Origin of the sequence: Mycobacterium sp. RTGN5 (assembly GCF_033804465.1) — a bacterium.
Classification (GTDB): Bacteria; Actinomycetota; Actinomycetes; order Mycobacteriales; family Mycobacteriaceae; genus Mycobacterium.
Genome location: NZ_JAPZLA010000001.1, coordinates 296,917 through 323,110, shown reverse-complemented (window position 1 = coordinate 323,110; position 26,194 = coordinate 296,917). Strand labels below are relative to the sequence as shown.

Sequence of the window (26,194 nt, the reverse complement as noted above, 5' to 3'; positions counted from 1 at the left end):
CCCAGGCAGACTACAGGCACGGAAGGCGTTGGCGCACAGCAAGGCTGGGTCCGGGGTGCTACCCGGCGCGGGCCGAGGACTGCGGCGGACGGGCATCGCGCGCCTGGTCGATGGAGGCCAGCCGGCCACCCTCCGCCGCTGGCGGGCCGGTGTGCACATCGTGCTTGACGTCGCGGAAATCGACCATTCTGCGCATCCAGCGCCGGGCAGGTTCCTCCACCGAGTGGTACAGCAGCATCGCAAAGGCGACTGCGGCGGCGATGAGGCCGACGATGACGATTTTCTGCACCGATTTGGGCAGGTCGATCTGGTATTCCTGCACCGCCCAGTTCCACGAGGTGTGCACGATCTCGTGGACCATGTAGAGGCCGAACGAGATCTTGCCGCCGTAGACCAGCAGCCGGGTGGACAGCAGCGCCGGCAGGCTGCCGGTACCGATCGACAGCGTGACCACCAGCGGCATGAACAACAGGGCGACCATCCCGCCGGGGTCGACCATGCCGGCGACAGGGTTCGCGTCGTAGTAGTAGAGGATGCCGACGATCGCGGTGATCAGCAGTATCGCGGCGTACCCGGCGATGCGCCGCGCGCGTGTGCCCAGGTGCAGGCGGCGCACCGCCGCGCAGGCCAGCGCGCCGGCCAGGAACTGCGCCACGATGCGCGGCAGCCAGCTCCACGGGGTGTAGAGGTGACCGCTGGCCAAGAGCAGGACAGTCGGCGGCAGGGCGACGGCGAAGGCCAGCAACAGCAAAGTGCGCGCCCGGGTCACCCGGGCCATCCGGAAGATCACCAGGATGATCCCGCCGAAGAGCAGGTAGGCCAGCCATTCCGCGCTGATCGACCAGGCCGGCCCGTCCCAGCTGGTGCCGTCGAAGAACGGTTCGTACCACAGCTGCACCATGAAGAGCTGGCGCGCGTAGCTGATCGCGTTGAGCTTCTCGACGTCCGGGGACGGCACGGTGCCGACGTGCAGCGTGAAGATGATCCACGCGGCCGCGATGTGCATGGTCACCAGGTACACCGGCCATACCCGGGACAGCCGCAACCATAGGAAGTGCAGGGTGGCCCGGCCGGACCAGTGCGACCCCATCCGGTCGAGGTAGTTCCAGGCCAGGACGAAGCCGCTGAGGATGAAGAACAGGTCCACGCCTTGCGCCCCGGCGTCGAACAGCGGCGCGAGGTCGTCCTTGAGGCGCGGGGAGGCTTCCCAGATCAGCGGGCGAAAGTGGAAGAGCACCACCCACATGGCGGCGACGATGCGAAGACCGGTCAGAGCTCTGATTTCTCCGGTTCGCACGACACCCATTTCCGACTCTTCGCTTACTTCTTCGACGCCACCTCGTCAGCCGGGCCGGACCCCGCTACACCGGGATTTCGGCACCGGTGACCGTTGGCAGCGTATCAGCGCTGCGGCTGCCGGCCCGGTTCGCAATACTGTGTGGATGCCGGACGCCCAGCCTGCGGACCGTTTGCCGAATGGTGATCCTGGTAACACCGACCGGAATGAGCACTGACACCGTGCGGCGCCTCTCCGGCCTAGATTCGGCCTTCTGGTGGGCGGACACCCAGACCAGCCCGATGCACATCGGTGCACTGGGCATCTGTGACCCCAGCGGTGTGCCGGACTTCAGCTTCGAGACGGTGCGCAAGCTGATGCTGGGCCGGCTGCCCGAGCTGCCGATCATGCGCCAGCGCGTCGCCGGTGCGCGTCACGGTCTGGACCGGCCTTGGCTCGTTGAAGACGCCGAGTTGGACATCGACTATCACCTCAGGCACGTTGCGCTTCCGGCGCCGGGCGGGCAGCGAGAACTCGACGCCCTGGTCGGACGGTTGATGTCGTATCAGCTTGACCGTGACCGCCCGCTGTGGGAGATGTGGTTCATCGAGGGTCTGCCAGGCGGACGCGTTGCCTACCTGACCAAGATTCACCACTGCGTCATCGATGGCGTGTCGGGCGCGGGACTCAGCGAAATCTTGCTCGACGTCACCGCCGAACCGCGGCCGCCCGCCGTCGCGGATCCCGACACCCATGGGCGCCTGCCCGGTATCGAGAGGCGGGCGCTGGGTGCGCTGTACAACATCGCCGTGATGACCCCCTACCGGGTGGCGCGGGTGATCCAGCAGACGGTGACTCAGCAGTTGGCCGCCCGTTCGGTAGAGAACAAGCCGCCGAACTTCTTCGACGCGCCGTCGACCAGATTCAACGCCAAGCTCGGCATGCAGCGTCGGATAGCCTCCACCAGTTTGTCGCTCGACAGGGTCAAAGCCGTCAAGAACGCGTTCGATGTGAAGATCAATGACGTTGTCCTGGCGATCATTTCAGGTGCCTTACGGGACTACCTGCAGGCCCGCGGTGAGCTGCCGGACCGGCCACTGGTCGCCCAGGTTCCGGTATCCACCCACACCGAGGCGTCCACCGCGGGAAACCAGATGACCTCGACGACGGTGCGCCTGTCCACCGATATCGCCGACCCGGTTGAACGACTCATGGCGATCTACGAAAGCTCATGCGGCGCCAAGGAGATGGCCAAGACGCTGTCCGATCATCAGCTCGTCGGGCTGACCGAGACGACCCCACCCGGACTGCTCGGGCTGGCGGTGCGGGCCTACTCGGCCTCCCATCTCGGCGACCGCGTCGTGCCCATCAACCTGGTGGTCTCCAACGTGCCGGGGCCGGACTTCCCGCTCTACCTGGCCGGCGCGCGGGTCGAATCGCTGGTGCCCATCGGACCGCTGATGCTCGACGTCGGCTTGAACATCACCTGCCTGAGCTATTGCGGCTCACTGGATTTCGGCGTGTCGACGACGCCCGAAATCGCGGGCGACATCCACGAATTCACCGATGCGCTGCAGCTCGCCCTGGAACGGCTCGAGGAGGCGGCCAGCCAGATTCCGTCGTCCTGACGCGGGATCAGGTTGCGGCCCAGCCGCCGTCGACACTGAGGATCGCGCCGTGGATGTTGGCGGCGTCGTCACTGGCCAGGAACGCCACCGCGGCAGCCACCTCCTCGGGGGTGCTCATCCGCCGCGACGGCAGGCGGCTCAGCACCGGCGCGATGTGGTCGACAAACTCGGCCTGCCGTTCGGTGCCGATCGGGCCGGGCGCCACGGCGTTGACCCGCACGCCGGCGGGACCGTATTCGTCGGCCCACGACTTCGTGAACGAATGGATCGCAGCTTTGGTCGCGCTGTAGATCGCCGACCCGCTTGAGCCACGCAGTCCGGTGATCGAACCGATGTTCACGATGGCGCCGTGACCTTGCTCCGCCATTCGTGGACCCAGCACACCGGTGAGCAGGAACGGTGCGAACACGTTGACGGTGAACGCATCCCGCAGTTCCTGTTCGGCGATGTCCGCCGTCGGCGTCGGCATCAGCAGCGTGGCGGCGTTGTTCACCAGGATGTCGATGCCGCCACCCGCGGCCTCGGCGGCCGCGTCCGCGACCTCTCGGACCGCACCGATTCCCGCGCTCAGGTCGGCAACGACGAAGGCCGCCTCCCCACCTGCGGAACGAATGCCGGCGACGACGGCGTCGCCGCGGGCCTTGTCCCGCCCGCTGACCACGACGAACGCGCCATCGGCCGCCAATGCCCCGGCAATGGCAACCCCGAGGCCACCTGTGGATCCGGTGACAAGTGCTCTGCGCCCGGCGAACCGGGTATCTTTTGGACTCATGAGTCCACATGCTCCGCCAATAAAAATGGACCTGCAAGTCCAGAATTTGACGCCGAAGGGCCGCGCCACCCGGCAGCGGATCATTCAGGGAGCCGCCGCGACGATCCGCGCCCGCGGTGTCGCGCTGACCACGCTCGACGACATCATGAACCAGACCGGCACGTCCAAAAGCCAACTCTTCCATTACTTTCCTGGCGGCAAGGAGCAGCTGCTGCTGGCCGTCGCGGCATTCGAGTCACAGATGGTGCTCGACGACCAGCAGCCACACCTCGGCACTTTGACCTCATGGGCGGCCTGGCAGCGGTGGCGCGATGCGGTGGTCGACCGTTATCGACGGCAGGGTCAGAACTGCCCGATCGCGGTGCTGATGTCCGAGATCGGCCGCACCACCCCAGGAGCCGAGGCCGTCACCGCCGAATTGATCGCTAAATGGCGCGGCGCCATCGCGACCGGAATCCGATCGATGCAGGAGCAGGGAAAGATCGCCGGTTCGGTGAACGTCGAGCGGGCCGCTGCCGCGCTACTCGCCGGGATTCAGGGTGGCGTCGGAATCATGCTCGCCACCGGCGATCTGACGTACCTCGAAGCCGCGCTCGATGAAGGGATCGACGCGCTGCGCGCCGGACGCGCCGCCTGAACTAGCCGCCGTTCTGCGCCATTCCCCAGCAGGTGACCGAATGCGACCAGTTGCACGGGATCCCGTTCATCGTGGGGATCTGGTTCGGCTGATAGTTGGACGTCACGTCCGACGGACCGATCGACTGGGGGACCTGGCCGCCCGACTGGCCGGCGACACACACCCCGGGAAATCGGGTTTGCACCGTTCCGCTGGGGCAGTCCGCGGATGCAGGTGCGGCGAACGCCACCGAGCCTGAGGCCAACGTCGCCGCAGCTGCTGCGATAAAGATCCGTCGTCGTTTCACCGTCACGTGCTTTCCGCCTTAAGGAGTCACTGCCACCTAACCACGTTATCGACGCCGGGGCTACCGCCGTTAGCAGTGATGAGCTGGACCGCAGCCCTGGTCAGGGGCTAAGCACGCCGGCCGTCGGCAACGTGAGCGATGGGACGGACGGGAGCGCAGGCATCGCAGGCGCCGCCGTCCCGCTCAGCGTGTTGAGCGTCCCCGATGCCTGGTTGGCGGTGCTCATCAGCTGCATGATCGGCCCGAAGTTTCCGTTGGCCAGTTGAGTCATGGCCGCGGGGCATTGCGACTTGATGGCCTGCTCGGCGACGAAGCCCGTGACCTGGGAGGCGAGGCCACCATGGCCGCTCGCGGTCGTGGCGTTGGAAACCAGGTCGCCACCCGGCTTCACGATCAGCGGGCAGATCTGTTGTCCGATTTGCTCGATCAACTGGGTGATCGGGCCGTTGTTCCCGATGCCGACCGCGCTCAAAGCACCGCTGGCGTCGGCCGGGTCGGCGTGTGCCGAAGCCGGCCAGACCGTGGCGGCGACGAACACTCCGGCGGTCACGGCAAGTACCTGGGCGCCGAATGTTCGAACAGTCATGGAGTTCCTCGCTCTGGCGGGTGAGGCTCAGGAGCAAGAGCCACAAATGTCACTTCGGTAACAATGGGCCACTTGAGTCACAGTAGGAACACGGATCGATAAAGCTTCGAAGCCTATGCGTTTCCTCGGCGCGATCTGGACACCCCGGATGCGAAGCTGCCAGGTTCTCGCTGCCAGTTCTACGCTGCCAGTTTCTACAGGGCGTCGGTGATCTCGTTCTTGAGCGCCTCGGCCTGGGTCCCGAACACCGCCTGCACACTGTTGCCGATTTCGATCACCCCGGCGGCGCCCAGTAGGCGAAGCCGGCCCTGGTCCACTTTGCCGGTGTCGACCACCTCCATCCGCAGGCGGGTGATGCAGGCGTCGACGTTGCGGAGGTTCTCCCGGCCGCCGAAGGCCGCGATGAGTTGTTCGGCCCTGCTGCTGTCGACGGCGGCGGGAGCGGTCTTGACGGCGCCTCCCGCGTCGACCGCGGTGGCCGATTCCGCGCCCTCGCCGAGGTTGGCCCGCTCCTCGGCATCGAACGCCGCGTCGGGCTCGCGCCCAGGGGTCCGCATGTTCCACTTCGTGATGGCAAACCGGAACAGGACGTAATAGACCACGAAGTACACCAGGCCCATGGCGATCAACAGCGGGATGTTCTTCGCCGCGGGCGCATTGCCGTAGAGCACAAGGTCGATCAGGCCCGCCGAGAACGAGAACCCGAGATGGATATCGAGTAGGTAGGCGATGGCCAGCGACAGTCCGGTCAGCACGGCGTGCACGACGTAGAGCGGGAACGCCACGAACATGAAGGCGAACTCCAGCGGTTCGGTGACACCGGTGAGGAACGCGGTCAGCGCGGCGGCGGCCAAGATCCCGACCGCGACCTTGCGCTGCTTCTTGTTCGCGACGTGGATCATCGCCAGCGCCGCGGCGGGCAGGCCGAACATCAGGATCGGGTAGAAGCCCGCCGTGTACGCGCCGCCGGTCGGATCGCCCGCGGTGAAGCGCGGAATGTCGCCGGTGACGACCTTGCCGCCCGGCGACTGATAGTCACCGTAGAGGAACCAGATGTACGAATTCGGAATGTGGTGCAGACCAAGCGGTATCAGCATGCGGTTGGCGAATCCGTAGACGAATGCGCCGAGTGCGCCCGCGCCGGTGATGAACTTGCCGAGCCCGGTCAGGCCGGCATCGAAGACCGGATAGAAGTAGCTAAGCGCGAACGCCAGGAACAGCGACACCACCGACACCGCGATCGGCACGAACCGCCGGCCACCGAAGAAACCGAGATAGGACGGCAACACGATCGTGTGGTAGCGGTCGAAGAGCCACGCGGTGAGCAGGCCGACGACGATCCCACCGAACACCTTGTAGTCGATCTGCGCCTGTTCACCGGCCTTGTTGAGCTGGCCGGCGAGCACGAACGGCGACATCGTCTTGAACACCGCCTGCATCACCAGGTATCCCACCGCGGCTGACAGCGCGGTCGAACCGTCCGCCTTGCGGGCGAAGCCGATCGCCACGCCGATGGCGAACAACAGCGGCAGGTTGTCGAACAACGCCCCGCCCGCGGCGCTCATCGCCTGGAAGAACGGCCCGATCACCGGTGCCTTGATCCGGCCCAGCAGGTCGTCTTGGCCCAGCCGCAGCAGGATGCCCGCCGCCGGGAGGACGGCGATCGGCAGCATCAAACTCTTGCCGAGGCGCTGCAGCTGTGCGAAGCCAGGTATGCGCAGTCCCGACTTTTGCTGTGCCCCTGAATCTTTGGTGGTTTCGCTCATGACGGGACGACCTCCGTTTGTCGCAGCACAGCCGAAGCCTAGACAAACCTAAGCACGCGAGATGCGGTTTCGCCACGCCCGGATGTGCCGACTCTCTATTGTCTACGACCACAGAGGCAAGGAGTATTCGTGAGCACCACACCCGTCCATGCGCCGGTATCCGGACGCGCTGTCGCCCTCGGCGATGTGCCCGATCCCGTTTTCTCCCAGGGCATGGTGGGGTACGGCGCCGCGATCGATCCGCCGCACGAGGTGATCGACGCGGTGGCACCGGTCAGCGGGCGGCTCCTCAAACTCATGCCGCACGCGTACATCATCATGACGAGCGAGAACGTCGGCGTTCTGGTTCATCTCGGGCTCGACACGGTGACGCTGAAGGGTGCGGGCTTCCGGGCCCACGTCGCCGAGGGCGACACCGTGACCGCCGGCCAGACGGTGATCACCTATGACGTTCCGGCGGTGGTGGCGGCGGGCCTGAATCCCATTGTTCCGGTGGTGGTCATGGACGAGCGCGAACCGGGTAACGTGGTCGTTGGTGACGCAGTTGCCACGGGTGCCGAAATCACCTCTGGTTCGGCACTTTTCACTGCCGCGAAATAAGGCTTCGGTCATGGAAGTCATCATCTGCGAGGACGCGGGCCAGATCGGCACCATCGCCGCCGACGCGATCGAGGCGCTGCTGACGCGCAAGCCGACGGCGGTGCTGGGGCTGGCCACCGGCTCATCGCCGCTGGCGATCTACGACGAATTGGCGGACCGCTACGAAGCGGGGCGCCTCACGTTCCGTCAGGCCCGCGGCTTCACCCTCGACGAGTACGTCGGGCTGCCCGCCGATCATCCCGAGCGCTACCGCACCGTGATTGATGCGGTGTTCGTCTCGCGCGTCGACTTCGCCCCGGGCGCGGTCGCCGGTCCCGACGGCCTGGCCACCGATATCCCGGCGGCCTGCGCCGACTACGAGCAGGCCATCGAGGCAGCAGGTGGTATCGACCTGCAGATCCTGGGCATCGGCACCGACGGCCACATCGGTTTCAACGAGCCCGGTTCGTCGCTGGCCTCGCGCACCAGGATCAAAACGCTGACGCGCCAGACTCGTATCGACAATGCCCGCTTCTTCGACAACGACGTCGACCGCGTCCCCACGCACTGCCTCACCCAGGGGCTGGGCACCATCATGGCCGCCCGTCACCTGATCCTGGTGGCCACCGGTCGCGCCAAAGCCGAGGCGGTGCACCAACTCGTCGAGGGACCGGTGAGCGCGATGTGGCCGGCCACCATCCTGCAGCACCACCGCCACGTCACCGTGCTGCTCGACGGCAGCGCGGCGCGGCGGCTGCAGCTGGCCGACTACTACCGCGAGACCTACCTGTCCAAGCCTCAGTGGCAGGGCATCTGAGTGTTACTCACCGCCCAAACCCTGCTGACCGGCCGAGAGTTGTTGCGACCCGGCTGGATCGAGGTTTCGGGCACCACGGTGCGAGCCATCGGAACGGGTGCGCCGCCCGGGTCCGCCGACCGAACGCTCGACACAGTGGTGCCCGGTTTCGTCGATACCCATGTGCACGGTGGTGGGGGTTCGGATTTCTCGGTGGCGACCCGCGTTGACACGGTGGCCGCGGTGGACCTGCATCGCAGGCACGGCACCACCGCCCTGATCGCGTCGTTGGTCTCGGCCGGGCCTGCCGATCTGCTGCATCAGGTCGAGGTGCTGGCCGACCACGTGCGCGACGGGCTGATCGCCGGCATCCATCTGGAGGGGCCGTGGCTGGCCGTCGAACGCTGCGGGGCGCACGATCCCGTCCTGCTCCGAGATCCGGATCCCGGTGAGCTCGACACCGTGCTGCAAGCTGGTGGCGGGACCATCCGGATGGTCACCCTCGCACCCGAGCGACGCGGCGGTGTCGCGGCGATCGAACGGATCGTCGCCGCCGGCGCGGTGGCTGCGGTCGGGCATACCGAGGCGACCTACGAGCAGACCCGAGCGGCGATCGCCGCGGGCGCCACGGTGGGGACTCACCTGTTCAACGCGATGCGCGCGATCCACCACCGCGAGCCCGGCCCAGTGATCGCACTCCTGGAAGACCCGCGGGTGACCGTGGAGTTGATCGCCGACGGAGTGCACGTCGACCCTGCCCTCTACCGGCACGTGACCCGTAACGCGGGGCCCGACCGGCTGTCGTTGATCACCGACGCGATGGCCGCCGCCGGGGTCAGCGACGGGCGCTATCAGATCGGGCGGATGGAGGTCGAGGTCGCCGACGGAGTCGCGAGCCTGGCCGGCACCTCCACGATCGCGGGCAGCACCGCGACGATGGACCGGGTGTTCCGGTTTGCGGTCGCCCGCAGCGGATTGCCCCGCGACGAGGCCCTGCTGGTCGCGGTCCGGCAATCCTCGGTGAATCCGGCTCGCGCCCTTGGGCTTCCATCCCCGGAATTGAGCATCGGCGCGCGCGCCGACCTGGTCGCACTCGACGCCGATCTCGCGGTGACCGACGTGCTGCACGGCGGTGCCTGGGTTCCCCGCTGAGGAGACGCACGTGTGTTCGATTTTTGTCAGACCCTGGGTGCATGGTGTCGGTAAGCGCTGAAGCCACCGCCGAAAGGGACACCGTCATGTGCTGGTTATGCGACCACCCGGGCAGCACCGTCGCCGACTACCTCGACGAAGTGCGCGGAAAGATCTTGCGGAAAGGCTGGACGGTGCAATACGTCGAGTCCGAGCGGATGCCGTTCGCGTACACGATCGGGTTGAGCGACTACGACGTCCCCGAGTTGCTGATCACCAATGTGTCGCCGCAACGGGCCCTTCGGGTGCTCAACGGGTCGGCCGAACACATTCTTCGCGGCGTGGACCTCACCGCGGGCCAACAGTTCACCCTGTGCGGCTGTCCCATGCTGGAGGTCGTCGAGGTCGACCATCCCGACGCGCACATGGGTTTCGCGGTCGCCTTGTACGGTCCCATTCGCGCGCTGCAACTCGTGTGGGCAGACGGCCGCGGTCGCTGGCCGTGGGCGGCGGACTTCTGCGATCAGGAAAGCCGACAGCCGGTACTGGGGGTGCGTGCCAGGGCCGCGTGATTCGGCGGGCCGAATTCCTTTGATCACGAAGCCATTACGGCAGGTGTGCCAGGCCAGGCCGGGACCCGTTGCGTTGCTACCGTGCTGACGTGATGACTTCGGTGCGCGCTGCGGTCCGCTGGGTGCAGCGGTTCTCGGTCGTCACGATGGCAGTCCTGCTGGCGCCCGGAGTGGTGGGCCTGGCCGGACAGACGGCGCCGGCCGCGGGCTACTCGCGGCAGGGCCTGCCGGTCGAGCAACTCGACGTGCCGTCCCCGGCGATGGGCCGCAACATCCGGGTCCAATTCCAGGGCGGCGGCGCCCACGCGGTGTACCTGTTGGACGGCCTGCGCGCCCTCGACGATGCGAGCGGCTGGGACATCAACACCGCGGCCTTCGAGTGGTTCTACCAATCCGGCCTGTCGCTGGTGATGCCCGTCGGCGGCCAATCAAGCTTCTACAGCGATTGGTATCAACCCGCGGCCGGGTCCAACGGGACGGTGACCTACAAGTGGGAAACCTTTCTGACGCAGGAGCTCCCGACCTGGCTGGCTACCAACAAAGCGATCACCCCGATCAACAATGCGGTCGTCGGACTCTCGATGTCGGGCAGCGCAGCCCTGACGCTGGCGATCTGGCATCCCACCCAATTCATCTTCGCCGGCTCGCTGTCCGGGTTCCTCAATCCGTCGCTGGGTCTGTGGCCGACGCTGATCGGTCTGGCCATGAAGGACGGCGGCGGATACCGGTCCACGGACATGTGGGGCCCGAGTAGTGATCCGGCCTGGCAGCGAAACGACCCGATGGTCAACATTCCCAGGCTGGTGGCCAACAACACCGCGGTATGGGTCTACTGCGGGACGGGTGCGCCGTCCGACCTCGACTACGGCGACGACGTCAACGCCGGCGGTTTGTTCTCCGCCGGGTACCTCGAGAACATCACGCTGAACACCAACAAGGAATTCCAGCGCAAGTATCTGGCCGCCGGTGGGCACAACGCGGTATTCAACTTCCCGCCCAGCGGAACCCACAGCTGGGGCTACTGGGGCGCGCAGCTGCAGGCCATGAAGGGCGACCTGCAGCGGATCCTGGGCGCGACACCCACGGGCTAGCCGCTCAGTGCGGGTGTCCCACAACGTTGAGCACGTTGCCACCCGGATCGCGGACGAAGAACCGCCGCACTCCCCACGACTCCGTCGTCAGCGGGTGGACGATCTCGTAGCCACGCTCACGGGCTTCGGCGTAGGCCGCGTCGACGTCATCGGTCATCACCGAGACGACCGGCGCCTCGGTCGCGGTCGCGTCGCTGGTGAGCAGCTGTACGTTCGCGCCGGTCTCACGGCAGGTGTAGCGGGCGACCCAGCCCAGGTTGAATTCTTCCTCGCCCAGCCCGAGGTAGTCGGTGTAGAAGCTTTTCGCCGCGTCGAGGTCGGTGACCACAAGGTCGGCGATGATCCGGTTGACACGCATGCGTTGATCATGCCGGGCGACTCGGTGTCGCGATGGCACACTGCCCATGATCGAGAGGACACTCGCGTGGCGCACCCGGTAACTGTCGTGTTGGTGGATAGCAGAGCCGCGGCCACCTTGGCCCAGGTACTGCCGCTGCTTCTGCTCACCCTCGCGGTGGAATTGCGCCGCACGCAACGACATCGGGGGTTGTCCCGGTTGCGTGGTTCGACATGTTCTCGGCGGCGATCATTCTCGTGCTGATGTCGCTGATCTTCACGCTCGCTCTGTCCGACCCGTCGAATGACGACCGCGACGACCGGACCTAGCCGGACCTAGTCCTTTTCATCGTCTTTGGGCAGGAAGCGTTCGGGGTGGTGGTAGTCGTTGGTGCCGCCGCGCAGTGGGACGCCCGGCGGTGGACTCCAGTGGGTTTGGCCATTGGGGAGTTGTTGGGTGGTCCAGTCGTCGTTTTCGACCAGCAGGTTGTCGCATTTGCAGGCGAGGGTGAGGTGGTCGATGTCGGTGGTGCCGCCGTGTTTCCAGTCTTTGGTGGCGTGGTGGACTTGGCTGTTGTAGCCGTTGACGGTGCAGCCGGGTGCGGTGCAGCCACGGTATTTGGCGAGCAACATGATGCGTTGATCGGCTGAGGCCAAGCGTTTGGATCTGCCCAGCCACAAGGATTTTCCGGTGACCCCGTCGAAGACCGCCAGATAGGGGTTCGTCGGAGTGGCCATGCGAATCAGGTCCGAGATCGGGATCAGCGTGCCGCCGGCGGTGACCGCGTGGCCGGCACCCCTTTGAAGGTCTTGCAGGGTGGTGGTGACGATGACCGTGACTGGTAACCCGTTGTGCTGGCCGAGTTTCGGATCGCCCAGCCGGCCGCCCACCAACTCGGAGAGTGCATCGTGTTGGCGTTGGGCGTGACTGCGTAGATCGTCGGGCTGTGGTGCGGCGAATTTGGCCAGCCAGGCGTCCAGCATCGCGCGCAGTTCGGGTGCAGCGGTTAGCTTTCCCACACTCATGCCATCGGCGCGTTGACCCCCACACCACAGGAAGCCACGCTTGCGGGCCCGGTCTTCCTCGGAGAATTTCCCGTCGGGGTTGAGGTGAGTCGCGAGGCGATCGGCCACCTTCGCCAGCTGATCGGGCCGCAAGTTCTGGGCATACTCGGCCAGGGACTTCTCGGCCTTGTCGACGTCGACCGGGCCGACATGGTCGGGCAGGTCGCGGAAGAACTTCTGGATCACGCGCACATGCTCACCGTCGAGGTCCCCGGCCTCCCACGCCGAGGCGGTGTTCGGGAGCAAGGCCGGCAACGGGTCGCCGGTCAACGTGGTGCGCGCCGTCAACTGTTCAGCATCCCGGACCCGACGGTTGGCCGCGGGCCGGCTGATCCGCAACACATCAGCCAGCACGATCGGGATCGGCGGGCAGCCCTCGTAACGCTCGAGATGAGTGATCTGGGTGTGCGAGACGGCGACCAGGCGCCGTACCGCGGTTTCGAGGCGTTCGATCGGCGCGAAGCGTTCCGGTGCCGGTAATTCCTCGATATCAGCGGCCCCCACCAATTCGACCGCGGCGTCGAGCGCATCCAGCGCCGCATCTATCGAACTCATGTTCGAAACATTACGCCGGGCCGCCGACACAAATAGGCTCGCCAACGAGGCCTGTGGATGAACCCGAGACTGGGGATAAAGCCAACGTGCAGAACTGAATTCGAGCCACGCTAGTCCCCGAAGCTGATGACCTCGCCGCGATTGATCGATACCCAGTCGCGCGCCTCGAGATACGGCCGGAACGTCTCGGTGATCAGCTGTTCGTCGGCTGAGGTCTTGGGCCGCTGAAGCTCGTACAGATGCGGGAATTCCGTCCACGCCACGACGGCGTCCCACAACCGCACCGCGGCATCTCCCGTCGGCGGGTCGATGAGCACCGGGCCGAACAGGCATTGCCCGTCGGGGAAGAACAACGTCGGCACGCCGTAGCCGTCGGCCGCCACCACCCTGCGGTGGTCGGCCAGTACCTCATCGCTGGTGGTGGGATCGGCGATCGCCTGGTCGACCAAACCCGGGTCGAACCCGAGCTCGTCGAGAAGGTGCCGCGCCACCGCCGGGTCGTGCGGTTTGTGCCCGTCGACGTGCAGGGCCCGGCCCGCTCGTTGGTACCAAGCCTCCACGTCCGCCATCGACTGGCGCCGCAATAGCGCCCCGATCCGCATCATCGACCAGCCGTAGGACCAGTCCCGCTCCCACGGGTGCTTCTTGCCCTCCTGGCGGTTGATCTCTTCGAGGCTGAAGAACCGCCAGTTCACCACCAGCCCGGTCCGGTCCCGCACTTCGCGGATCCATCGCGACGTCTGGTAGGCGTACGGGCACATGACGTCGAAATGGAAGTCGACGGACTCCGGCCGGCTGGTCACATCGTGAACCTCAGGTTGCGGGCGGCCCGCTCACCGAGTTCGGCGTCGCCGGTCCAGCTGACCGCACCCGAGTCGATCTGAGCCTGCGGGTCGATGCGCCCGCAGGCGAGCATGATGAACGTCGTGGAGTCCGTGCTGAGCGTGGCATCCGGATTATCAAGGTGGTCAACCTGTTTGGCACGCCCGTTGACAGCGACGTCGATCTCCCGCACAACCGGCCCGGCCAGCTTGAAGGCGATGCTGCTGCCCTCGGCGACACCCACCTTCTTGCCTGCGATGTATCCGATCGAGCCCTCCACCTGGGCCAGCGCGATCTCTGCCGGGACGCCGCCATCATCGGTCAGGCGGCCCAGTGGAATCGTGATGTCGCGGACGTGCACCCAGAAATCGAAGATCCGGATCTCCAGGAACCGTCCATAGGTGCCGCGCCCGGTCGGCATCCACGACGGCCGGTCGAGGTCGGCTTCGCTCAGAGCGCTCAGATCGCGGCGCCTGCTGTCGAAGACCGCGCGCACCTTCTCGACAAGAACCGCAGGATCGTCGGTCCCGGCCAGGAACTCCGCGGCTTGGTCGAACTTGGGCGGCGTGGCGTCGTCCTGTGGCAGCCACCCGGCCATGACGGCTTCGATGCTGGTGACGTGCTGGACCACCGACCGCATGTCCCAGTCCGGGCACAGCGACTGTGCCGTCCAATTGGCGTCACTCAACTCGTCGCAGAGGCCTTCGATCGCCGTGTAACAGGCCTCGAGCGCACCGCGGATTTCGTCCAGACTTCTCATGGTCCCGATCAAACTACGCGCGGCGAACGGCCGGGCCTGATCGGCCGGACCTGATCCGCCGAATCAGCCCGCGGCGTTCGGCAGCAGCGGCGGGCAGTTACCCGCTGCATCGGTGGCCAGCTCGAAATGCCACAGTTCGTTGGCATAGATGCGGCACAGCCCGAACCGCGCGCCGTTGGCGATCAGCCACTGGTCAGCGCCCACACCGCCGACGTCGACCGCCTCGCCGATGACATGCTTGGACGCCTCGGGGGTCTGCACGTACTCCCGGGCGGCGGCCAAGCTGCCGTACTGGGCGACGGCGGTATCGAGCAGGCGCTGCTGGAATTCCGGCGAACGCCAGCCGGAGGTGATGGTCATGGTGATGCCCTCGGCCGAGGCCGCGGTGGCGGCCTGCTGGATCGCGCCAAGCAGCTGCGGATCGAGGCGGCCGACAGCGGGGTTCTGCACATCGAACGGGGTCAGGATCTGACCGTCGGCCAGCGATCCGTCACCGGCCGCAACTGCCGGCGGATCGACGCTGACGGTGTTGTCGGCCAACGTGATTCGCGGTGCCGGGGCTGAGAGTCCGGCAGCGCCTAGTGCCACCGCCGCTGTCACTGCCACGCCCACCAATCCGGCCGCGGCGAAGCTGAAATTCATCCGCATGATGTACCCCATCATCGCAGACCGAATCCGTTGTCCTCGTCGTCGCAGTACGACAGACTGCAGCAGTGCGCACCCGAATCAGGACCCTCCTACCCGCCGCGGTCCTGCTTGCCGTCGCCGCATGCGCACCCTCACCAGCACCTCCGTCGGCCACGCCCGCCGCGCACTCCCCCGCATCGTCGGTGCCCGCGGCGGCGCTGGATTCGCCGACCGCCGGGACCGATGACGCAACGCCCGCGGGTGCGCAACCCCGGCTGGCACCCGATCCGGCGCAGTTGGCCGATGACCTGGTCGCCGACGAGTTGACCATCCGCGACCCGTCGACACCCGAGGCCGCGCTGGTGGCCTCCGCCCGCCGCCAGCAGGTCGCCTACCGCGCCATCGGGCGCCATCCCGAATGGGACGGCATCATCCGCCCGAAGATCCCGGCGGCGCTGGGCGAGGCCTACGACCGCAATGTCGACGCACGGCGGCAGCTGGCCTCCATGGCGCACGCACACGACACCCTGCCGGCCTGGCACATCGTGGCGCCGGCCCCGGCTGACGAGCTGCTCGGCTACTACCGCGCGGCCGAGGCGGCCAGCGGCGTCGGCTGGAACTACCTGGCCGCGATCAACCTCATCGAAACCCGGTTCGGCAGCATCTCCGGCCTGAGCACCGCAGGCGCGGACGGTCCCATGCAGTTCCTGCCGTCGACGTTCGCCGGGTATGGCGACGGCGGGGACATCCGCTCACCTCGCGACAGCATCATGGCGGCCGGCCGCTATCTGGCCGCCAACGGGTTCAGCACCGACCCCGATCACGCGATCTACCGCTACAACCACGCCGACCAGTACGTGGCGGCCGTCAAGGACTACGCGGCAGTGCTGGCCAACGACCCCGCCTCCTTCGCGGGCTTCTACCGCTGGGACGTCTACTACGTGACCGTCGACGGTGACGTCGTCCTGCCGATCGGCTACGCCGCCGATGCGCCCATCCCGGTCGGCGAATATCTGGCGACCCATCCGCAGTAGCCCGGTGCGGCGTCGCTGAGAGCGCTCCCAGAAACCAGGCGTAGATACGAATACGGGGACCGCGATACCGAGAGGACGCCGGTATGAAGACGATCGGCCTAGAAGAACACTTCGTCACGACGGACCTGCTGAAACAGCTGCCGCAGCAGTCGGCAATGCCGCTGGACCTGCAGCGACGCCTCATTGACCTCGACGATCACCGGCTGGCCGCGATGGACGCAACCGGTCTCGACGTGCAGGTGTTGTCGCTGTCGACGCCTGGCGTGCAGGATCTGCCGCCCGCCACCGCAGCGCTTCTGCAGGGCATCACCAACGACCTCATCGCCAACGCGGTGCGGGAGAATCCCGACCGGTTCCAGGGTTTCGCCGCACTGGCGACCTCGGCACCGACGCGCGCGGCCCGCGAGCTGGAACGCGCGGTCACCGAGCTTGGGCTCAATGGGGCGATGGTGTTTCCGCGTACCGGCGACCACAGCCTGGACGAGTCGCGGTTCTGGCCGATCTTCGAGGCCGCCTCGGCGCTGAATGCCCCGCTGTATCTGCACCCGCAGGAGCCGGTGCCCAGTGTCCGCGCGGCCTACTACAGCGGATTCACCGACTCCGTCGATGACGCCTTCGCCCGATTCGGTCTCGGCTGGCATTTCGACACCGGGGTTCAGGTCGTGCGGCTGATCCTGGCGGGTGTCTTCGACCGCTTTCCCAATCTGCAAGTGATCCTTGGACATTGGGGCGAGATGGTGCTGTTCTACCTGGACCGGATCGACAACCTGTCGGCGGCAGCCAAGCTGAGCCGGCCCATTTCGGACTATTTCCGCACCAACGTGTACGTCACGCCGGGCGGCGTGTTCAGCGAGCGCTACCTGCGCTGGGCCACCGAGGTCATCGGTGCCGAACGGATCATGTTCGCCACCGACTATCCGTATAAGTTCGCCGCCGACTCCGGTGCCCGCCGGTTCCTCGAGGAAGCCGACCTCGGCGACGACGACCGGGCCCGCATCGCGTCGGGCAACTGGGATCGGCTGTGCGCGGGGATCCGCCGCTGACACGCCGGTAACCTGACGGGCATACCTACGCCAACGAGTCCGAGCGATCTGTCGGCCCTGCGCGCGCTACGCGACGACCCTGACGAGGTGTTCGCCTCGTTCGCGGCATGGGCACAGGACTGCGGCACCACGCTGTACCCGGCGCAGGAGGAAGCGCTGATCGAATTGATCAGCGGCTCGAATGTGGTGCTGGCGACGCCGACCGGCTCAGGTAAGTCGCTGGTGGCCACCGGCGCGATCTATGCGGGGCTGGCGGCGGGAAGCCAGAGTTACTACACCGCCCCCATCAAGGCGCTCGTCAGCGAAAAGTTCTTTGCGCTTTGCGACGTCTTCGGCGCGGCCAACGTCGGCATGCTGACCGGCGACGCCGCGGTCAACGCCGGCGCTCCTGTGATTGCCTGCACCGCTGAGATCCTGGCCAACATCGCGCTGCGCGAAGGGGCCGATGCTGACATCGGCCTGGTGGTGATGGACGAGTTCCACTTCTACGGCGACCCCGACCGCGGCTGGGCCTGGCAGGTGCCGCTCCTGGAGCTGCCGCACGCCCAGTTCCTCCTGATGTCGGCCACGCTCGGCGACGTCACGTTCCTGCGTGAGGACCTGACCCGCCGCACCGGCCGCCCGACGGAACTCGTCGCCAATACCGAACGTCCCGTTCCGCTGTTCTACAGCTACGCGACCACACCGATGCACGAGACGATCGGCGATCTGCTCGACACCAAGCAGGCGCCGATCTACGTCGTCCACTTCACCCAGGCCTCGGCGCTGGAACGGGCGCAGGCGCTGATGAGCGTCAACGTGAGCACCAAGGAGGAGAAGGCAGCGATCGCCGAGCTGATCGGTGGCTTCCGTTTCACCACGACGTTCGGCTCCACGTTGTCGCGACTGGTCCGGCACGGCATCGGGGTCCACCACGCGGGCATGCTGCCCAAGTACCGGCGCCTGGTCGAACAGCTGGCGCAGGCCGGTCTGCTGAAGGTGATCTGCGGCACCGACACCCTTGGCGTCGGGATCAACGTGCCGATCCGGACTGTCGTCTTCTCGGCGTTGTCGAAGTACGACGGCATCCGCACCCGACTGCTGCAGGCCCGCGAGTTCCACCAGATCGCCGGTCGTGCCGGCCGGGCGGGCTACGACACCGCCGGAACCGTCGTCGTGCAGGCACCCGACCACGAGGTGGAGAACCTCAAGCAGTTCGCCAAGGCCGCCGACGACAAGAAGAAGCTCCGAAAGTTGGTACGCCGCAAAGCACCCGAGGGCATGGTGCCGTGGAGTGAATCTACGATGACCCGGCTCATCGACGCGACGCCCGAGCCGCTGACGAGCAACATGCGGGTGTCGACGGCGATGATTCTCGATGTCGTCGACCGTCCCGGTGATCCGTTTCTCGCGATGCGCAGGCTGCTTACCGAGAACCACGAGCCACGCAAGCGCCAGCTCCAGCACATCCGCGAGGCGGTCGGCATCGCCCGCTCGCTGCTGCAGGCCGGCGTGCTCGAACGGCTCGACCAGCCAGAGGATGACGGTCGCCGTTACCGCTTGACCGTCGACCTGCCCGCCGACTTCGCCCTCAACCAGCCGTTGTCGACATTCGCCCTGGCGGCGGTCGACGTGCTCGACCAGGCGACTGAAAACTCTGCAACCTTTGCCTTAGAAGTTGTTTCGGTAATCGAAGCGACCCTCGAGGACCCCCGCGCAATCCTGGCGGCGCAGCTGAACAAGGCCAGGGGCGAGGCCGTCGCCGCGATGAAGGCCGAGGGTATCGAGTACGACGAACGCATCGAGCTGCTCGACGACGTCACCTACCCCAAACCGCTCGACGAACTACTGCAGCACACCTATGCGGTGTACCTGGAGAGCAACCCGTGGGCCGCCGACGCCAGGCTGTCCCCAAAGGCGGTCGTGCGCGAGATGTGGGAGCGCGCGTTCACCTTCCGGGAGTTCGTCAGCGTGTACGGGTTGACCCGCTCCGAAGGAGCGGTGCTGCGCTATCTGTCCGACGCCTTCAAGGCACTGCGGTCCGGCGTGCCCGCTGCCGCACGGACCGACGAGGTCACCGACCTCGTCGAGTGGCTCGGAGAGCTTGTCCGCCAGGTTGATTCGAGTCTGCTCGACGAATGGGAGGAGCTCACCAACCCGGACCAGCCGCATGACGCCCCCGTCTCGGTGCCGACCCGCCCCCGCCCGTTGACCGGCAACGAGCGGGCGTTCACCGCGATGGTCCGCAATGCGCTGTTCCGCAGGGTGGAGCTGTTCGCCAGGCGCCGCTGGCACGACCTCGGTGAACTCGACAGCGGCTCTGGCTGGACGGGTGAGCGCTGGGCGGAGGTCAGCGACGCGTACTTCGCCGAGCACGACGACGTGGGCATCGGTGCCAACGCCCGTGGCCCAGCGCTTCTGATCATCGACCGCCAGCCCGGTATCTGGCGGGTACGGCAGATCCTCGACGACCCGGCCGGCGACCACGACTGGGGATTCGACGTCGAGGTGGACCTCGACGCCTCCGATGAGGAAGGCGTGGCGGTTATCCGGCTGGTCGACGCCGGGCGAACGGACTGAGCACGGGTAGCAGCCGGCGCAGTATCGCCACCGACGATGCGGCCACTTCGTCCACGAACGTGAGGAAGTCGAATCGCGAATCGTGCCCGGCCAGATCCGACAGCGCGCGGATGACCAGCCAGGGCACCCCGAACGATTCGGCTACCTGAGCCACGGCACCACCCTCCATCTCGACCGCGAGGCCACCGAATTCGCGGTGCAGGCGCGCCCTGGTCAGGTCGCTGTGCAGATACTGGTCGCCGGACAACACGGTGCCGAATCGGATGGCCGCAGGCTGGTCGGCACCGCCGGCTGCTCCGGACAGTGCGGGAAGCGTGAAGTCTGCGAGCCGGTCGACGGCCGCGGCGAGCAGGTCCTCATCAACCGGGTAGCCGAGCCGGTCGGTCGGGTTGATGAACGGCACGTGCCCGGGCTGGTAGGTCTGCAGGCCGCCGTCTTCGACCAGTCCCGCGTCGTGCTGGATCACCCGGTCGGCGATCACCACGTCGCCGACCGCGAGTGCGGGGTCAAGGCCGCCGGCAACACCCGAGAAAACTATTGCGCCGCAACCGAATCGGTCGGCCAGCACGGTCGCGACGACCGCGCTGTTCACCTTCCCCATACCGGAGCCCACCAGCACGACGTCGTAGCCGTCCAACGTCCCGGTGACGAATTCGGTGTGGGCTGCCTGCGCCGGAACCGCGTCGCGCAGCAGCGTGTGCAGGTGGGCGAGTTCTTGGGGGATCGCGCAGATCAGTCCGATGGGCACACCGCAGTGTGCCGTCGGCGGTCACTGCTGTGCAACGGGTTACGTCTCGTCGGCGATGTCGTGTCTGTCGAGATCGTGCCCAGGCGCGTCAGGGTCGTCATTTTGGTGATCAAGCTGCTGCTGTTCCACACGCTGGTCCTCGGTCGCCTTGGTGGCGTCCGCCGGAACAGGTGGGGGGTCACGCTGTGGCATACCGAGCCTTCACTGTCAGAAAAGCCAGCGATGGCCGGCGCGAACGCCGACCATCGCCAACACGGAATCAGTTCTTGAAGGCGTCTTTGACCTTTTCGCCGGCGTCTTTCAGGCTCGACTTGGCCTGATCGAGCTTGCCTTCGTTCTCGGTGCTCTTGTCGTCGGTGGCCTTGCCAAGTCCTTCTTTGGCCTTGCCTGCGACGTCGTCGACCTTATTGCTGATCTTGTCTGATAAGCCCATGATGCGGCCTCTCTTTCGTTTGGCCTGGTGGTCGCGGCTCTGAGGTGAACCTCCGTGGGAGTACCTCAGGAGCGCGGCGGCGAAACCCGACAGGCCATGACCTGGCCGTCAGCCGCCGCGAACCGTCCACACCACTCGGTAGGAGCCGACCGCCGGTACCCAGCCGAATTCGCGCGAGTCGACGACGCCGGGCGCCCGAGGATTGTCCGAGCACGCCTCGAACATCGCGCTGCGGCCGCGGCCCTGTACCTCACCGACGCGTTTGACGAGCCAACGGGTCGACAACGTGGGATCGGGAAAGACGCGGAGCTGGCCCGAGCGGGGTCTGCCGCCGCGAACCGACAACAGCCCGTCACCTGGGCGGAGGGTCGGGTGCATGGAGTCCTCGACCACCAGAAACCGGCGCAGCGGCCAGTACCCCAGCCCATGGTTTTCGGCCATGTTGAAAGGGTAAGTTAAGGCAATGCTGCAGAGACTTTTCGCCAACGCCACCCCTGCCCATGCCCATTGCGACCTGTATTGCGGCGTCTACGACCCCGCCCAGGCCAAGATCGAGGCGCTGTCGTGCCTCAAGACGATCCAGAAGTACAACGACTCCGACGACGAGCACTTCCGCACGCGCGCCATCATCATCAAGGAGCAGCGCGCCGAGGAAGTCAAGCATCACCTGACGGTGCTGTGGGCCGACTTCTTCGCCAAGGAGCACTTCGAGCAGTTCCCCGAGCTGCACCAGCTGTTCTGGGACGGCGTGCACGGTGCGGGCGACGTCAAGAAGTCGACCGACGCCGCGGTGGCCGAGAAGCTGCTCGCGACCATCGACAAGATCTCCGACATCTTCTGGCAGACCGAGAAGGCCAAGGGCATGGGCGTTTACCCGCCTGCCTGATCACTGTTGTCCACGTACCGCGCGGTCCCTCTGGGGCCGCGCGGTATTGCTTTCTCCAGCTACTGCCAGGCGAACAGCGGCTGCTCGAGTTCGTCGACCGGGTCGTGGCGGCCCTCCAGGCACAGCCACCGCAGCTGCAGCAGCACCGCACCCGTCGGCGCATGGATGAGGTCGTTGCCCAACGGAATCTGGACCACGGGCCGAGGGCTCTCCGGGATCGTGATGAACCGCGGCGAGTCCGGCCGCTGCAGCTGGTGTAACCCCACCCGATAGACCGCGACGACCTCGTCGGGTGCGGGACGCGGATCCAGCCGTCCGCCGCCCCAGATCACCACCGGGGTGATGATGTAGCCCGACCGGGTCGGATAGTCGTCGAGCAATCCGAGCACCGACGACTCGGGCAGCCGCACGCCCACCTCTTCGTCGAGTTCCCGCAGCGCCGCATCCACGACGGTCTCCCCCGGATCCAGCCGGCCACCGGGAAGCGCCCATTGCGCGGCATGTGCGCTCAGCCGAGACGCTCTGCGGCATAACAGGAATGCCGCACCGCCGGAGACACCGACCATGCGCCCGTCCAGGCCTGGCTCCATGGGGCGGCCAGCGATCCAGTCATCGACGGGTGCGGGATCCACCCGGTCCTCGCCAGTCTCGGAATCGACGAGCACGATGGCGACGGCAGCATGCCGCTTGGTCGGGTCGGTCACCGCGCGGCGAGCGTGGCCGGCCAGGTGACCGCGGATCTGCTCCCGCAGCGCCTCGTCATAAGTGATCGTCACCGTTCGACCATAGGCACTGCGCGCATGCGAACGCCGCGGGGTGCCACCATCCAGGCGGTCGGATGGCACCCCGCGGCGTTACGCGGAGATCAGAAGGTGGGAACGAAGACGTTGTTCACCCAGACGCCCCAGTGATTCCACCCGGCGTCCCACACCTGTGCCTGGCCGTTGGACCAAGCCGGCTGAGCGGGCTTGGGCGGCGCCCAGGCTGGTGCGCTTGCAGGCTCCGGGCCGGCTGGCGGCACTGCCGGCTGAACAGGCCCGGGCGGCGTCCACCCCGGGTCGGCGCTCGCGGACGCGGCGCTCAATCCCAGTGCGCTGGCGGCCAATCCACCAGCGATAGCGGCTCCGGCAGCAAAATGAGTCAACCTCATGGCTTCGTGCTCCAATCGTGCATCGATCGTTGGTAACTACGTGCCTGGTACTGATATAGCTATCCAGATCCGCGATCGATAAACATCCGGCGCCCTGAGCTGCGCCGACGTTCGACTCAGTCTGATCCCATTGCCGCAGCGACGGACTGGGCCATCAGCCGCGCCGCATCGTTGCGGTTCATCGAGCCCAGCAGTTGCCCGACGCCACGCATCTGTTCACCGACCAGCACGGTGGGCCCGTTGGTCAGGTTGGCGAATGCTTCGTCGATGACGTCGCTGACCGGCACCGCGTCGGCCGGGGAGTCGTCTTCGGAAGCGAGCGTGCCGCGTTGGTGCTCGAGCTTGCGTAGCGCGGGCGTGTCGGTCTTGCCGAGGATCAGTCCGATCACATCGACGCCCTTGTCGTGCAGTTCACTCCACAGCGCCTCGGCGAACACCATGTCGAAGGCCTTGGACGCCCCGTAGGCCACCATGTTGGGGCCACCGACGAAGCCTGCGCCGGAACCGAACACCACGATCCCGCCCCTGCCCCGCTCGACCATCGGCGCCGCGAAGTGATGGCAGAGCTGCATGGGCACCACGCAATTGCGTTGCACCATCGCCTCGGCCGCCTCGATCGAGTTGGACAGGAAGTGCCGGAAGTCCGGATCCGCGCCGGCGCAATAGACGAGGAACCCGATCTCGAGGTCCGCGACTGCCTCGGCGACCGCGGACGTCGCACCCGACGCAGCGAGATCGATAGCGAGCGTTCTGGTTTCGACGCCGTGGCGGTCGCGGATGCCGGTCGCGACCTCGTCGAGCACCGCTTGCCTGCGGGCCAGCAGCACGACGTTGACGCCGCGGGCGGCCAACGCGTCGGCGAAGGCCGCGCCCACGCCGTCGGACGCTCCTGCGACAAGCGCCCACGGCCCGTACTTGGCCGAGAAGTCGTCGCTCATCAGAACACCACCTGCACGGTGGTGAACGTGCGCCGGGCGATGCGCCAGCCGGCGTCGGTGCGCACGATATCGTCATCGTAAAAGCCTCTGGCATTGACTCCAGAGTTGTTGTCGGCAGCCATGATCCACGCGTCGACGTAACAGCGGGTGACGGCGGTATCGCCCTGCAGATCGATCACGATATTGCTGATGCGGTGCATGAGATATCCGGCGGCGGCGTGCGCGACATCCATGAACTCGGTGACCGCCTCGACCCCGTCCCACACCCCGATCTGGCCGTAGTCGAGCTGGCAGTCGGGGGTGAAGACCGTCCGGAACAGGTCCCAGTCCCTCCGGTCGATACCGGTGGCATAGCGGATCAGCAGATCCGAAATATCCTGGCGGTCTTGAAGTTCGCTCATGCGACGTCTCCGTTCGGGGTTACTTGGACGCGAGCGGGCTGTAGAAGACCAGGCCGTTGCCCTTGCTGTCATAGACCACGGCGCGACGCTCGTGCGCGTCGTCGTACGGGCCCTTGACGATGCCGCCGCCGGCCGCCTCGACGGCCTTGGCCGCCGCGTCGACATCGGCGGTCTTGATCCCGACGACGACCTGCCCGGGGATCGGGTGATCGACCTCCGTCGCCAGTGCGAGGGTGACGGGACCGCCGTCGAGCGCGGCGAAATGGGTGCCGTCGCTGAATTTGAGTCCCATGCCCAGGGTGTCGCGGTAGAACCGGATCGACTCATCCAGGTCGTCGGTCGACAGGATGATCATCTTGACTTCATGGTCGCTCACGACCGTCAGACTACGACAGCGAGGCGTGGGCCAAACGCTCATCCGCGGTGCCACTGCGGACGGTCGGATGCAACCAATCCGCGACATTGCGGACGTAGTCCTTGAAGACGGCCAGCCGGGCTGGGTCCTCGCGGATCTGGCTGCCGGGCGGCTCACTGACGAATGACGGTGCACCGCAGTCCAAATCCCAGTTGTAGTCGGCGAAGTGATGGAAGGTCGATTCTGCCACCGCACGCCCGATCGGAGCGCCGTCGAGTGTCGTCTCGCCGTCGAGCGCGACGGCGAGGTTGAAGCGACGGCCACTCGCGCTGCTGCGGCCCTCAGCCACGACCGTGGCGTACGGGCCGTTCGCCAGCACCGCGCCCTCATGCGGATGCGCCGGGAACCATTCGATCCGTCCGCTGGCCGTGCGCGCGGTCCGCAGCAGCGGGTGCACCGGGTCAACAGCCAACACCGGCTGGTAGTCGCCGTTGGCGCCGGAGTGGTAGTTGGGCCACGAGATCGTCGGGGTGTCCTGGTCGTCGCAGAGGTGGCTCTGGTCGACGCCCGGGTCGGCAAACTCGTTGAGCTGACCCAAGGATCCGAGGCGCGTCAGGCAGCAGCCGAGGTCCTGGTGGTCGCGGGCGGTGAGCACACCGCCACCGCCCAGTCGAAACCTCACGATTGCCTCGGCTTCGTTGTCGGTCAGGCCGTCGCCGGTGTCGACTGCCATCAGCCACAGCTGATCGAAGGCCCAGTCGTCGAGATGGCCGAGCACCGGATCGTCGCCCCGGCGCGCGCGGTTACGCGCGACCACGTCGTGCCCGGCGGCCCGCAGCTCGTCGGCGAGCAGCGAGAACCGGGTGACGTCCCAGTCGTCGGAGTGTGCGGTGATCGTCGTCTGGAGCAGGATGCGTGACATCGGATTTCAGTCCCTTCCGGTGGCTGGCTGAGCGGGCACCCGCAGATGGCTGCGCGCGGCCAGTTCGTTCTCGTCGACCAGTTCGAGCATCGGCCGCCCAGGGACGCACACCATTGTGACGACAAACCGGCTTTTGACGTCGTCTCGGTTGTTGGCGTCCGAGTAGTGAATGACGTCGCCGCCGGGCTCCCAGAACGCTTCGCCCGCGCGGATGACACGAGGTGGCTGCCCCTCGAGTTCAAACAGCATCTCGCCTTCCAGCATGTAGCCGAACGCGGGTCCGCTCGGATGGCGGTGCGGCGGAGCGCCGGCGCTGCCCGGCGGGTATTCGATGACAACGGTCATCACGTCGGCACCGTCCGGAATGAACGGCGGGTGCACGTCTTGCACGACGGTCAGGGCGTTCTCCCACTGGGCGTCATAGGTTTTCGACATGTTTT

The 26,194-nt window shown here is 66.6% G+C and carries 31 protein-coding genes; 11 read left to right on the top strand and 20 right to left on the bottom strand.

Annotated elements, in window-relative coordinates:
* Window positions 1-58: 58 nt before the first annotated feature.
* Entirely contained in the window at window positions 59-1,306 is a 1,248-nt protein-coding gene (locus SLQ31_RS01535) for an acyltransferase (protein WP_319429035.1), read from the bottom strand.
* 212 nt (window positions 1,307-1,518) lie between these two features.
* Between SLQ31_RS01535 and SLQ31_RS01530 the strand changes: the two genes are divergently transcribed.
* Window positions 1,519-2,904 (top strand): wax ester/triacylglycerol synthase family O-acyltransferase, encoded by a 1,386-nt coding sequence (locus tag SLQ31_RS01530; protein ID WP_319432747.1) that lies wholly within the window; start codon window positions 1,519-1,521, stop codon window positions 2,902-2,904.
* A gap of 7 nt (window positions 2,905-2,911) precedes the next feature.
* Here SLQ31_RS01530 and SLQ31_RS01525 read toward each other — a convergent pair whose 3' ends face one another.
* Window positions 2,912-3,676, bottom strand: coding sequence for an SDR family NAD(P)-dependent oxidoreductase (locus SLQ31_RS01525; protein WP_319429033.1), 765 nt, complete (start codon window positions 3,674-3,676; stop codon window positions 2,912-2,914).
* 25 nt (window positions 3,677-3,701) lie between these two features.
* Here SLQ31_RS01525 and SLQ31_RS01520 point away from each other — a divergent pair, with 25 nt between their 5' ends.
* Window positions 3,702-4,313: a TetR/AcrR family transcriptional regulator gene (locus tag SLQ31_RS01520; RefSeq protein ID WP_319432745.1), complete on the top strand. Its 612-nt coding sequence runs from the start codon at window positions 3,702-3,704 to the stop codon at window positions 4,311-4,313.
* 1 nt (window position 4,314) lies between these two features.
* Here SLQ31_RS01520 and SLQ31_RS01515 read toward each other — a convergent pair whose 3' ends face one another.
* The 3 genes from SLQ31_RS01515 to SLQ31_RS01505 form a co-directional block, all read right to left on the bottom strand.
* A complete protein-coding gene (locus SLQ31_RS01515; protein ID WP_319429031.1) occupies window positions 4,315-4,599 on the bottom strand; it encodes a hypothetical protein in 285 nt (94 codons plus the stop codon).
* A gap of 100 nt (window positions 4,600-4,699) precedes the next feature.
* Window positions 4,700-5,185 carry a hypothetical protein gene (locus SLQ31_RS01510; RefSeq protein WP_319429029.1) on the bottom strand — a complete coding sequence of 162 codons (486 nt, stop codon included), beginning with the start codon at window positions 5,183-5,185 and terminating at the stop codon, window positions 4,700-4,702.
* A gap of 194 nt (window positions 5,186-5,379) precedes the next feature.
* Window positions 5,380-6,951 (bottom strand): PTS transporter subunit EIIC, encoded by a 1,572-nt coding sequence (locus tag SLQ31_RS01505; RefSeq protein WP_319429027.1) that lies wholly within the window; start codon window positions 6,949-6,951, stop codon window positions 5,380-5,382.
* A 129-nt stretch (window positions 6,952-7,080) separates the two neighbouring features.
* On the opposite strand from SLQ31_RS01505, the gene SLQ31_RS01500 reads away from it, so the two are divergent.
* The 5 genes from SLQ31_RS01500 (at window position 7,081) to SLQ31_RS01480 (ending at window position 11,120) form a co-directional block, all read left to right on the top strand.
* Window positions 7,081-7,551 (top strand): PTS glucose transporter subunit IIA, encoded by a 471-nt coding sequence (locus SLQ31_RS01500; RefSeq protein WP_319429025.1) that lies wholly within the window; start codon window positions 7,081-7,083, stop codon window positions 7,549-7,551.
* A gap of 10 nt (window positions 7,552-7,561) precedes the next feature.
* Complete coding sequence (nagB, locus tag SLQ31_RS01495) at window positions 7,562-8,347, top strand: glucosamine-6-phosphate deaminase (protein WP_319429024.1); 786 nt, start codon at window positions 7,562-7,564, stop codon at window positions 8,345-8,347.
* Window positions 8,348-9,478, top strand: coding sequence for an N-acetylglucosamine-6-phosphate deacetylase (nagA, locus tag SLQ31_RS01490; protein WP_319429023.1), 1,131 nt, complete (start codon window positions 8,348-8,350; stop codon window positions 9,476-9,478).
* Window positions 9,479-9,519: 41 nt separating this feature from the next.
* On the top strand, window positions 9,520-10,029 hold the full coding sequence (locus SLQ31_RS01485; RefSeq protein ID WP_319429021.1) for a DUF4262 domain-containing protein: 510 nt from the start codon (window positions 9,520-9,522) through the stop codon (window positions 10,027-10,029).
* 146 nt (window positions 10,030-10,175) lie between these two features.
* Complete coding sequence (locus SLQ31_RS01480; protein ID WP_319432743.1) at window positions 10,176-11,120, top strand: alpha/beta hydrolase family protein; 945 nt, start codon at window positions 10,176-10,178, stop codon at window positions 11,118-11,120.
* A 4-nt stretch (window positions 11,121-11,124) separates the two neighbouring features.
* Here SLQ31_RS01480 and SLQ31_RS01475 read toward each other — a convergent pair whose 3' ends face one another.
* From SLQ31_RS01475 to SLQ31_RS01455, 5 genes are all read right to left on the bottom strand, one after another.
* Window positions 11,125-11,478, bottom strand: a complete 354-nt coding sequence (locus SLQ31_RS01475) for a VOC family protein (RefSeq protein ID WP_319429019.1) — start codon at window positions 11,476-11,478, stop codon at window positions 11,125-11,127.
* Window positions 11,479-11,792: 314 nt separating this feature from the next.
* Window positions 11,793-13,076 carry an HNH endonuclease signature motif containing protein gene (locus SLQ31_RS01470; RefSeq protein ID WP_319429017.1) on the bottom strand — a complete coding sequence of 428 codons (1,284 nt, stop codon included), beginning with the start codon at window positions 13,074-13,076 and terminating at the stop codon, window positions 11,793-11,795.
* 110 nt (window positions 13,077-13,186) lie between these two features.
* The gene (locus tag SLQ31_RS01465; RefSeq protein WP_319429015.1) at window positions 13,187-13,879 is read right to left on the bottom strand and encodes a DsbA family protein; all 693 of its coding nucleotides are present in this window, start codon (window positions 13,877-13,879) and stop codon (window positions 13,187-13,189) included.
* Window positions 13,876-14,658 (bottom strand): maleylpyruvate isomerase family mycothiol-dependent enzyme, encoded by a 783-nt coding sequence (locus SLQ31_RS01460; protein ID WP_319429013.1) that lies wholly within the window; start codon window positions 14,656-14,658, stop codon window positions 13,876-13,878. Before SLQ31_RS01460 ends, SLQ31_RS01465 begins: the two co-directional genes overlap by 4 nt.
* A 63-nt stretch (window positions 14,659-14,721) precedes the next feature.
* Window positions 14,722-15,306: a M15 family metallopeptidase gene (locus SLQ31_RS01455; RefSeq protein WP_319429011.1), complete on the bottom strand. Its 585-nt coding sequence runs from the start codon at window positions 15,304-15,306 to the stop codon at window positions 14,722-14,724.
* Between the two features lie 65 nt (window positions 15,307-15,371).
* Here SLQ31_RS01455 and SLQ31_RS01450 point away from each other — a divergent pair, with 65 nt between their 5' ends.
* The 3 genes from SLQ31_RS01450 to SLQ31_RS01440 all read left to right on the top strand — a co-directional run bounded on the left by SLQ31_RS01450 (window position 15,372) and on the right by SLQ31_RS01440 (window position 19,921).
* On the top strand, window positions 15,372-16,319 hold the full coding sequence (locus tag SLQ31_RS01450) for a lytic transglycosylase domain-containing protein (protein ID WP_319429008.1): 948 nt from the start codon (window positions 15,372-15,374) through the stop codon (window positions 16,317-16,319).
* 83 nt (window positions 16,320-16,402) lie between these two features.
* A complete protein-coding gene (locus SLQ31_RS01445; protein WP_319429006.1) occupies window positions 16,403-17,362 on the top strand; it encodes an amidohydrolase family protein in 960 nt (319 codons plus the stop codon).
* Window positions 17,363-17,374: 12 nt separating this feature from the next.
* Window positions 17,375-19,921 carry a DEAD/DEAH box helicase gene (locus SLQ31_RS01440; protein ID WP_413641850.1) on the top strand — a complete coding sequence of 849 codons (2,547 nt, stop codon included), beginning with the start codon at window positions 17,375-17,377 and terminating at the stop codon, window positions 19,919-19,921.
* On the opposite strand, the gene SLQ31_RS01435 is transcribed toward SLQ31_RS01440, so the two are convergent.
* The 3 genes from SLQ31_RS01435 to SLQ31_RS01425 form a co-directional block, all read right to left on the bottom strand.
* Window positions 19,887-20,669 (bottom strand): 5'-methylthioadenosine/adenosylhomocysteine nucleosidase, encoded by a 783-nt coding sequence (locus tag SLQ31_RS01435; RefSeq protein ID WP_319429004.1) that lies wholly within the window; start codon window positions 20,667-20,669, stop codon window positions 19,887-19,889. The genes SLQ31_RS01440 and SLQ31_RS01435 overlap by 35 nt on opposite strands.
* A gap of 259 nt (window positions 20,670-20,928) precedes the next feature.
* Complete coding sequence (locus SLQ31_RS01430) at window positions 20,929-21,102, bottom strand: CsbD family protein (RefSeq protein WP_174400464.1); 174 nt, start codon at window positions 21,100-21,102, stop codon at window positions 20,929-20,931.
* 108 nt (window positions 21,103-21,210) lie between these two features.
* On the bottom strand, window positions 21,211-21,480 hold the full coding sequence (locus SLQ31_RS01425; protein WP_319432739.1) for a S26 family signal peptidase: 270 nt from the start codon (window positions 21,478-21,480) through the stop codon (window positions 21,211-21,213).
* A gap of 85 nt (window positions 21,481-21,565) precedes the next feature.
* Here SLQ31_RS01425 and sodN point away from each other — a divergent pair, with 85 nt between their 5' ends.
* Complete coding sequence (gene sodN / locus SLQ31_RS01420; RefSeq protein ID WP_163747663.1) at window positions 21,566-21,988, top strand: superoxide dismutase, Ni; 423 nt, start codon at window positions 21,566-21,568, stop codon at window positions 21,986-21,988.
* Window positions 21,989-22,047: 59 nt separating this feature from the next.
* Here sodN and SLQ31_RS01415 read toward each other — a convergent pair whose 3' ends face one another.
* The 7 genes from SLQ31_RS01415 to SLQ31_RS01385 all read right to left on the bottom strand — a co-directional run bounded on the left by SLQ31_RS01415 (window position 22,048) and on the right by SLQ31_RS01385 (window position 26,189).
* Window positions 22,048-22,764 carry a CoA pyrophosphatase gene (locus SLQ31_RS01415; protein WP_319428998.1) on the bottom strand — a complete coding sequence of 239 codons (717 nt, stop codon included), beginning with the start codon at window positions 22,762-22,764 and terminating at the stop codon, window positions 22,048-22,050.
* An 89-nt stretch (window positions 22,765-22,853) separates the two neighbouring features.
* Entirely contained in the window at window positions 22,854-23,138 is a 285-nt protein-coding gene (locus tag SLQ31_RS01410) for a hypothetical protein (protein WP_319428996.1), read from the bottom strand.
* Window positions 23,139-23,254: 116 nt separating this feature from the next.
* Window positions 23,255-24,076, bottom strand: a complete 822-nt coding sequence (locus tag SLQ31_RS01405; protein ID WP_319428994.1) for an SDR family NAD(P)-dependent oxidoreductase — start codon at window positions 24,074-24,076, stop codon at window positions 23,255-23,257.
* Window positions 24,076-24,477 (bottom strand): nuclear transport factor 2 family protein, encoded by a 402-nt coding sequence (locus SLQ31_RS01400; RefSeq protein ID WP_319428992.1) that lies wholly within the window; start codon window positions 24,475-24,477, stop codon window positions 24,076-24,078. Before SLQ31_RS01400 ends, SLQ31_RS01405 begins: the two co-directional genes overlap by 1 nt.
* A gap of 19 nt (window positions 24,478-24,496) precedes the next feature.
* Window positions 24,497-24,853 carry a VOC family protein gene (locus tag SLQ31_RS01395; protein ID WP_319428990.1) on the bottom strand — a complete coding sequence of 119 codons (357 nt, stop codon included), beginning with the start codon at window positions 24,851-24,853 and terminating at the stop codon, window positions 24,497-24,499.
* Window positions 24,854-24,863: 10 nt separating this feature from the next.
* Entirely contained in the window at window positions 24,864-25,754 is an 891-nt protein-coding gene (locus tag SLQ31_RS01390) for a hypothetical protein (RefSeq protein WP_319428988.1), read from the bottom strand.
* A 6-nt stretch (window positions 25,755-25,760) separates the two neighbouring features.
* Window positions 25,761-26,189, bottom strand: coding sequence for a cupin domain-containing protein (locus SLQ31_RS01385; protein WP_319428986.1), 429 nt, complete (start codon window positions 26,187-26,189; stop codon window positions 25,761-25,763).
* Window positions 26,190-26,194 lie beyond the last annotated feature (5 nt).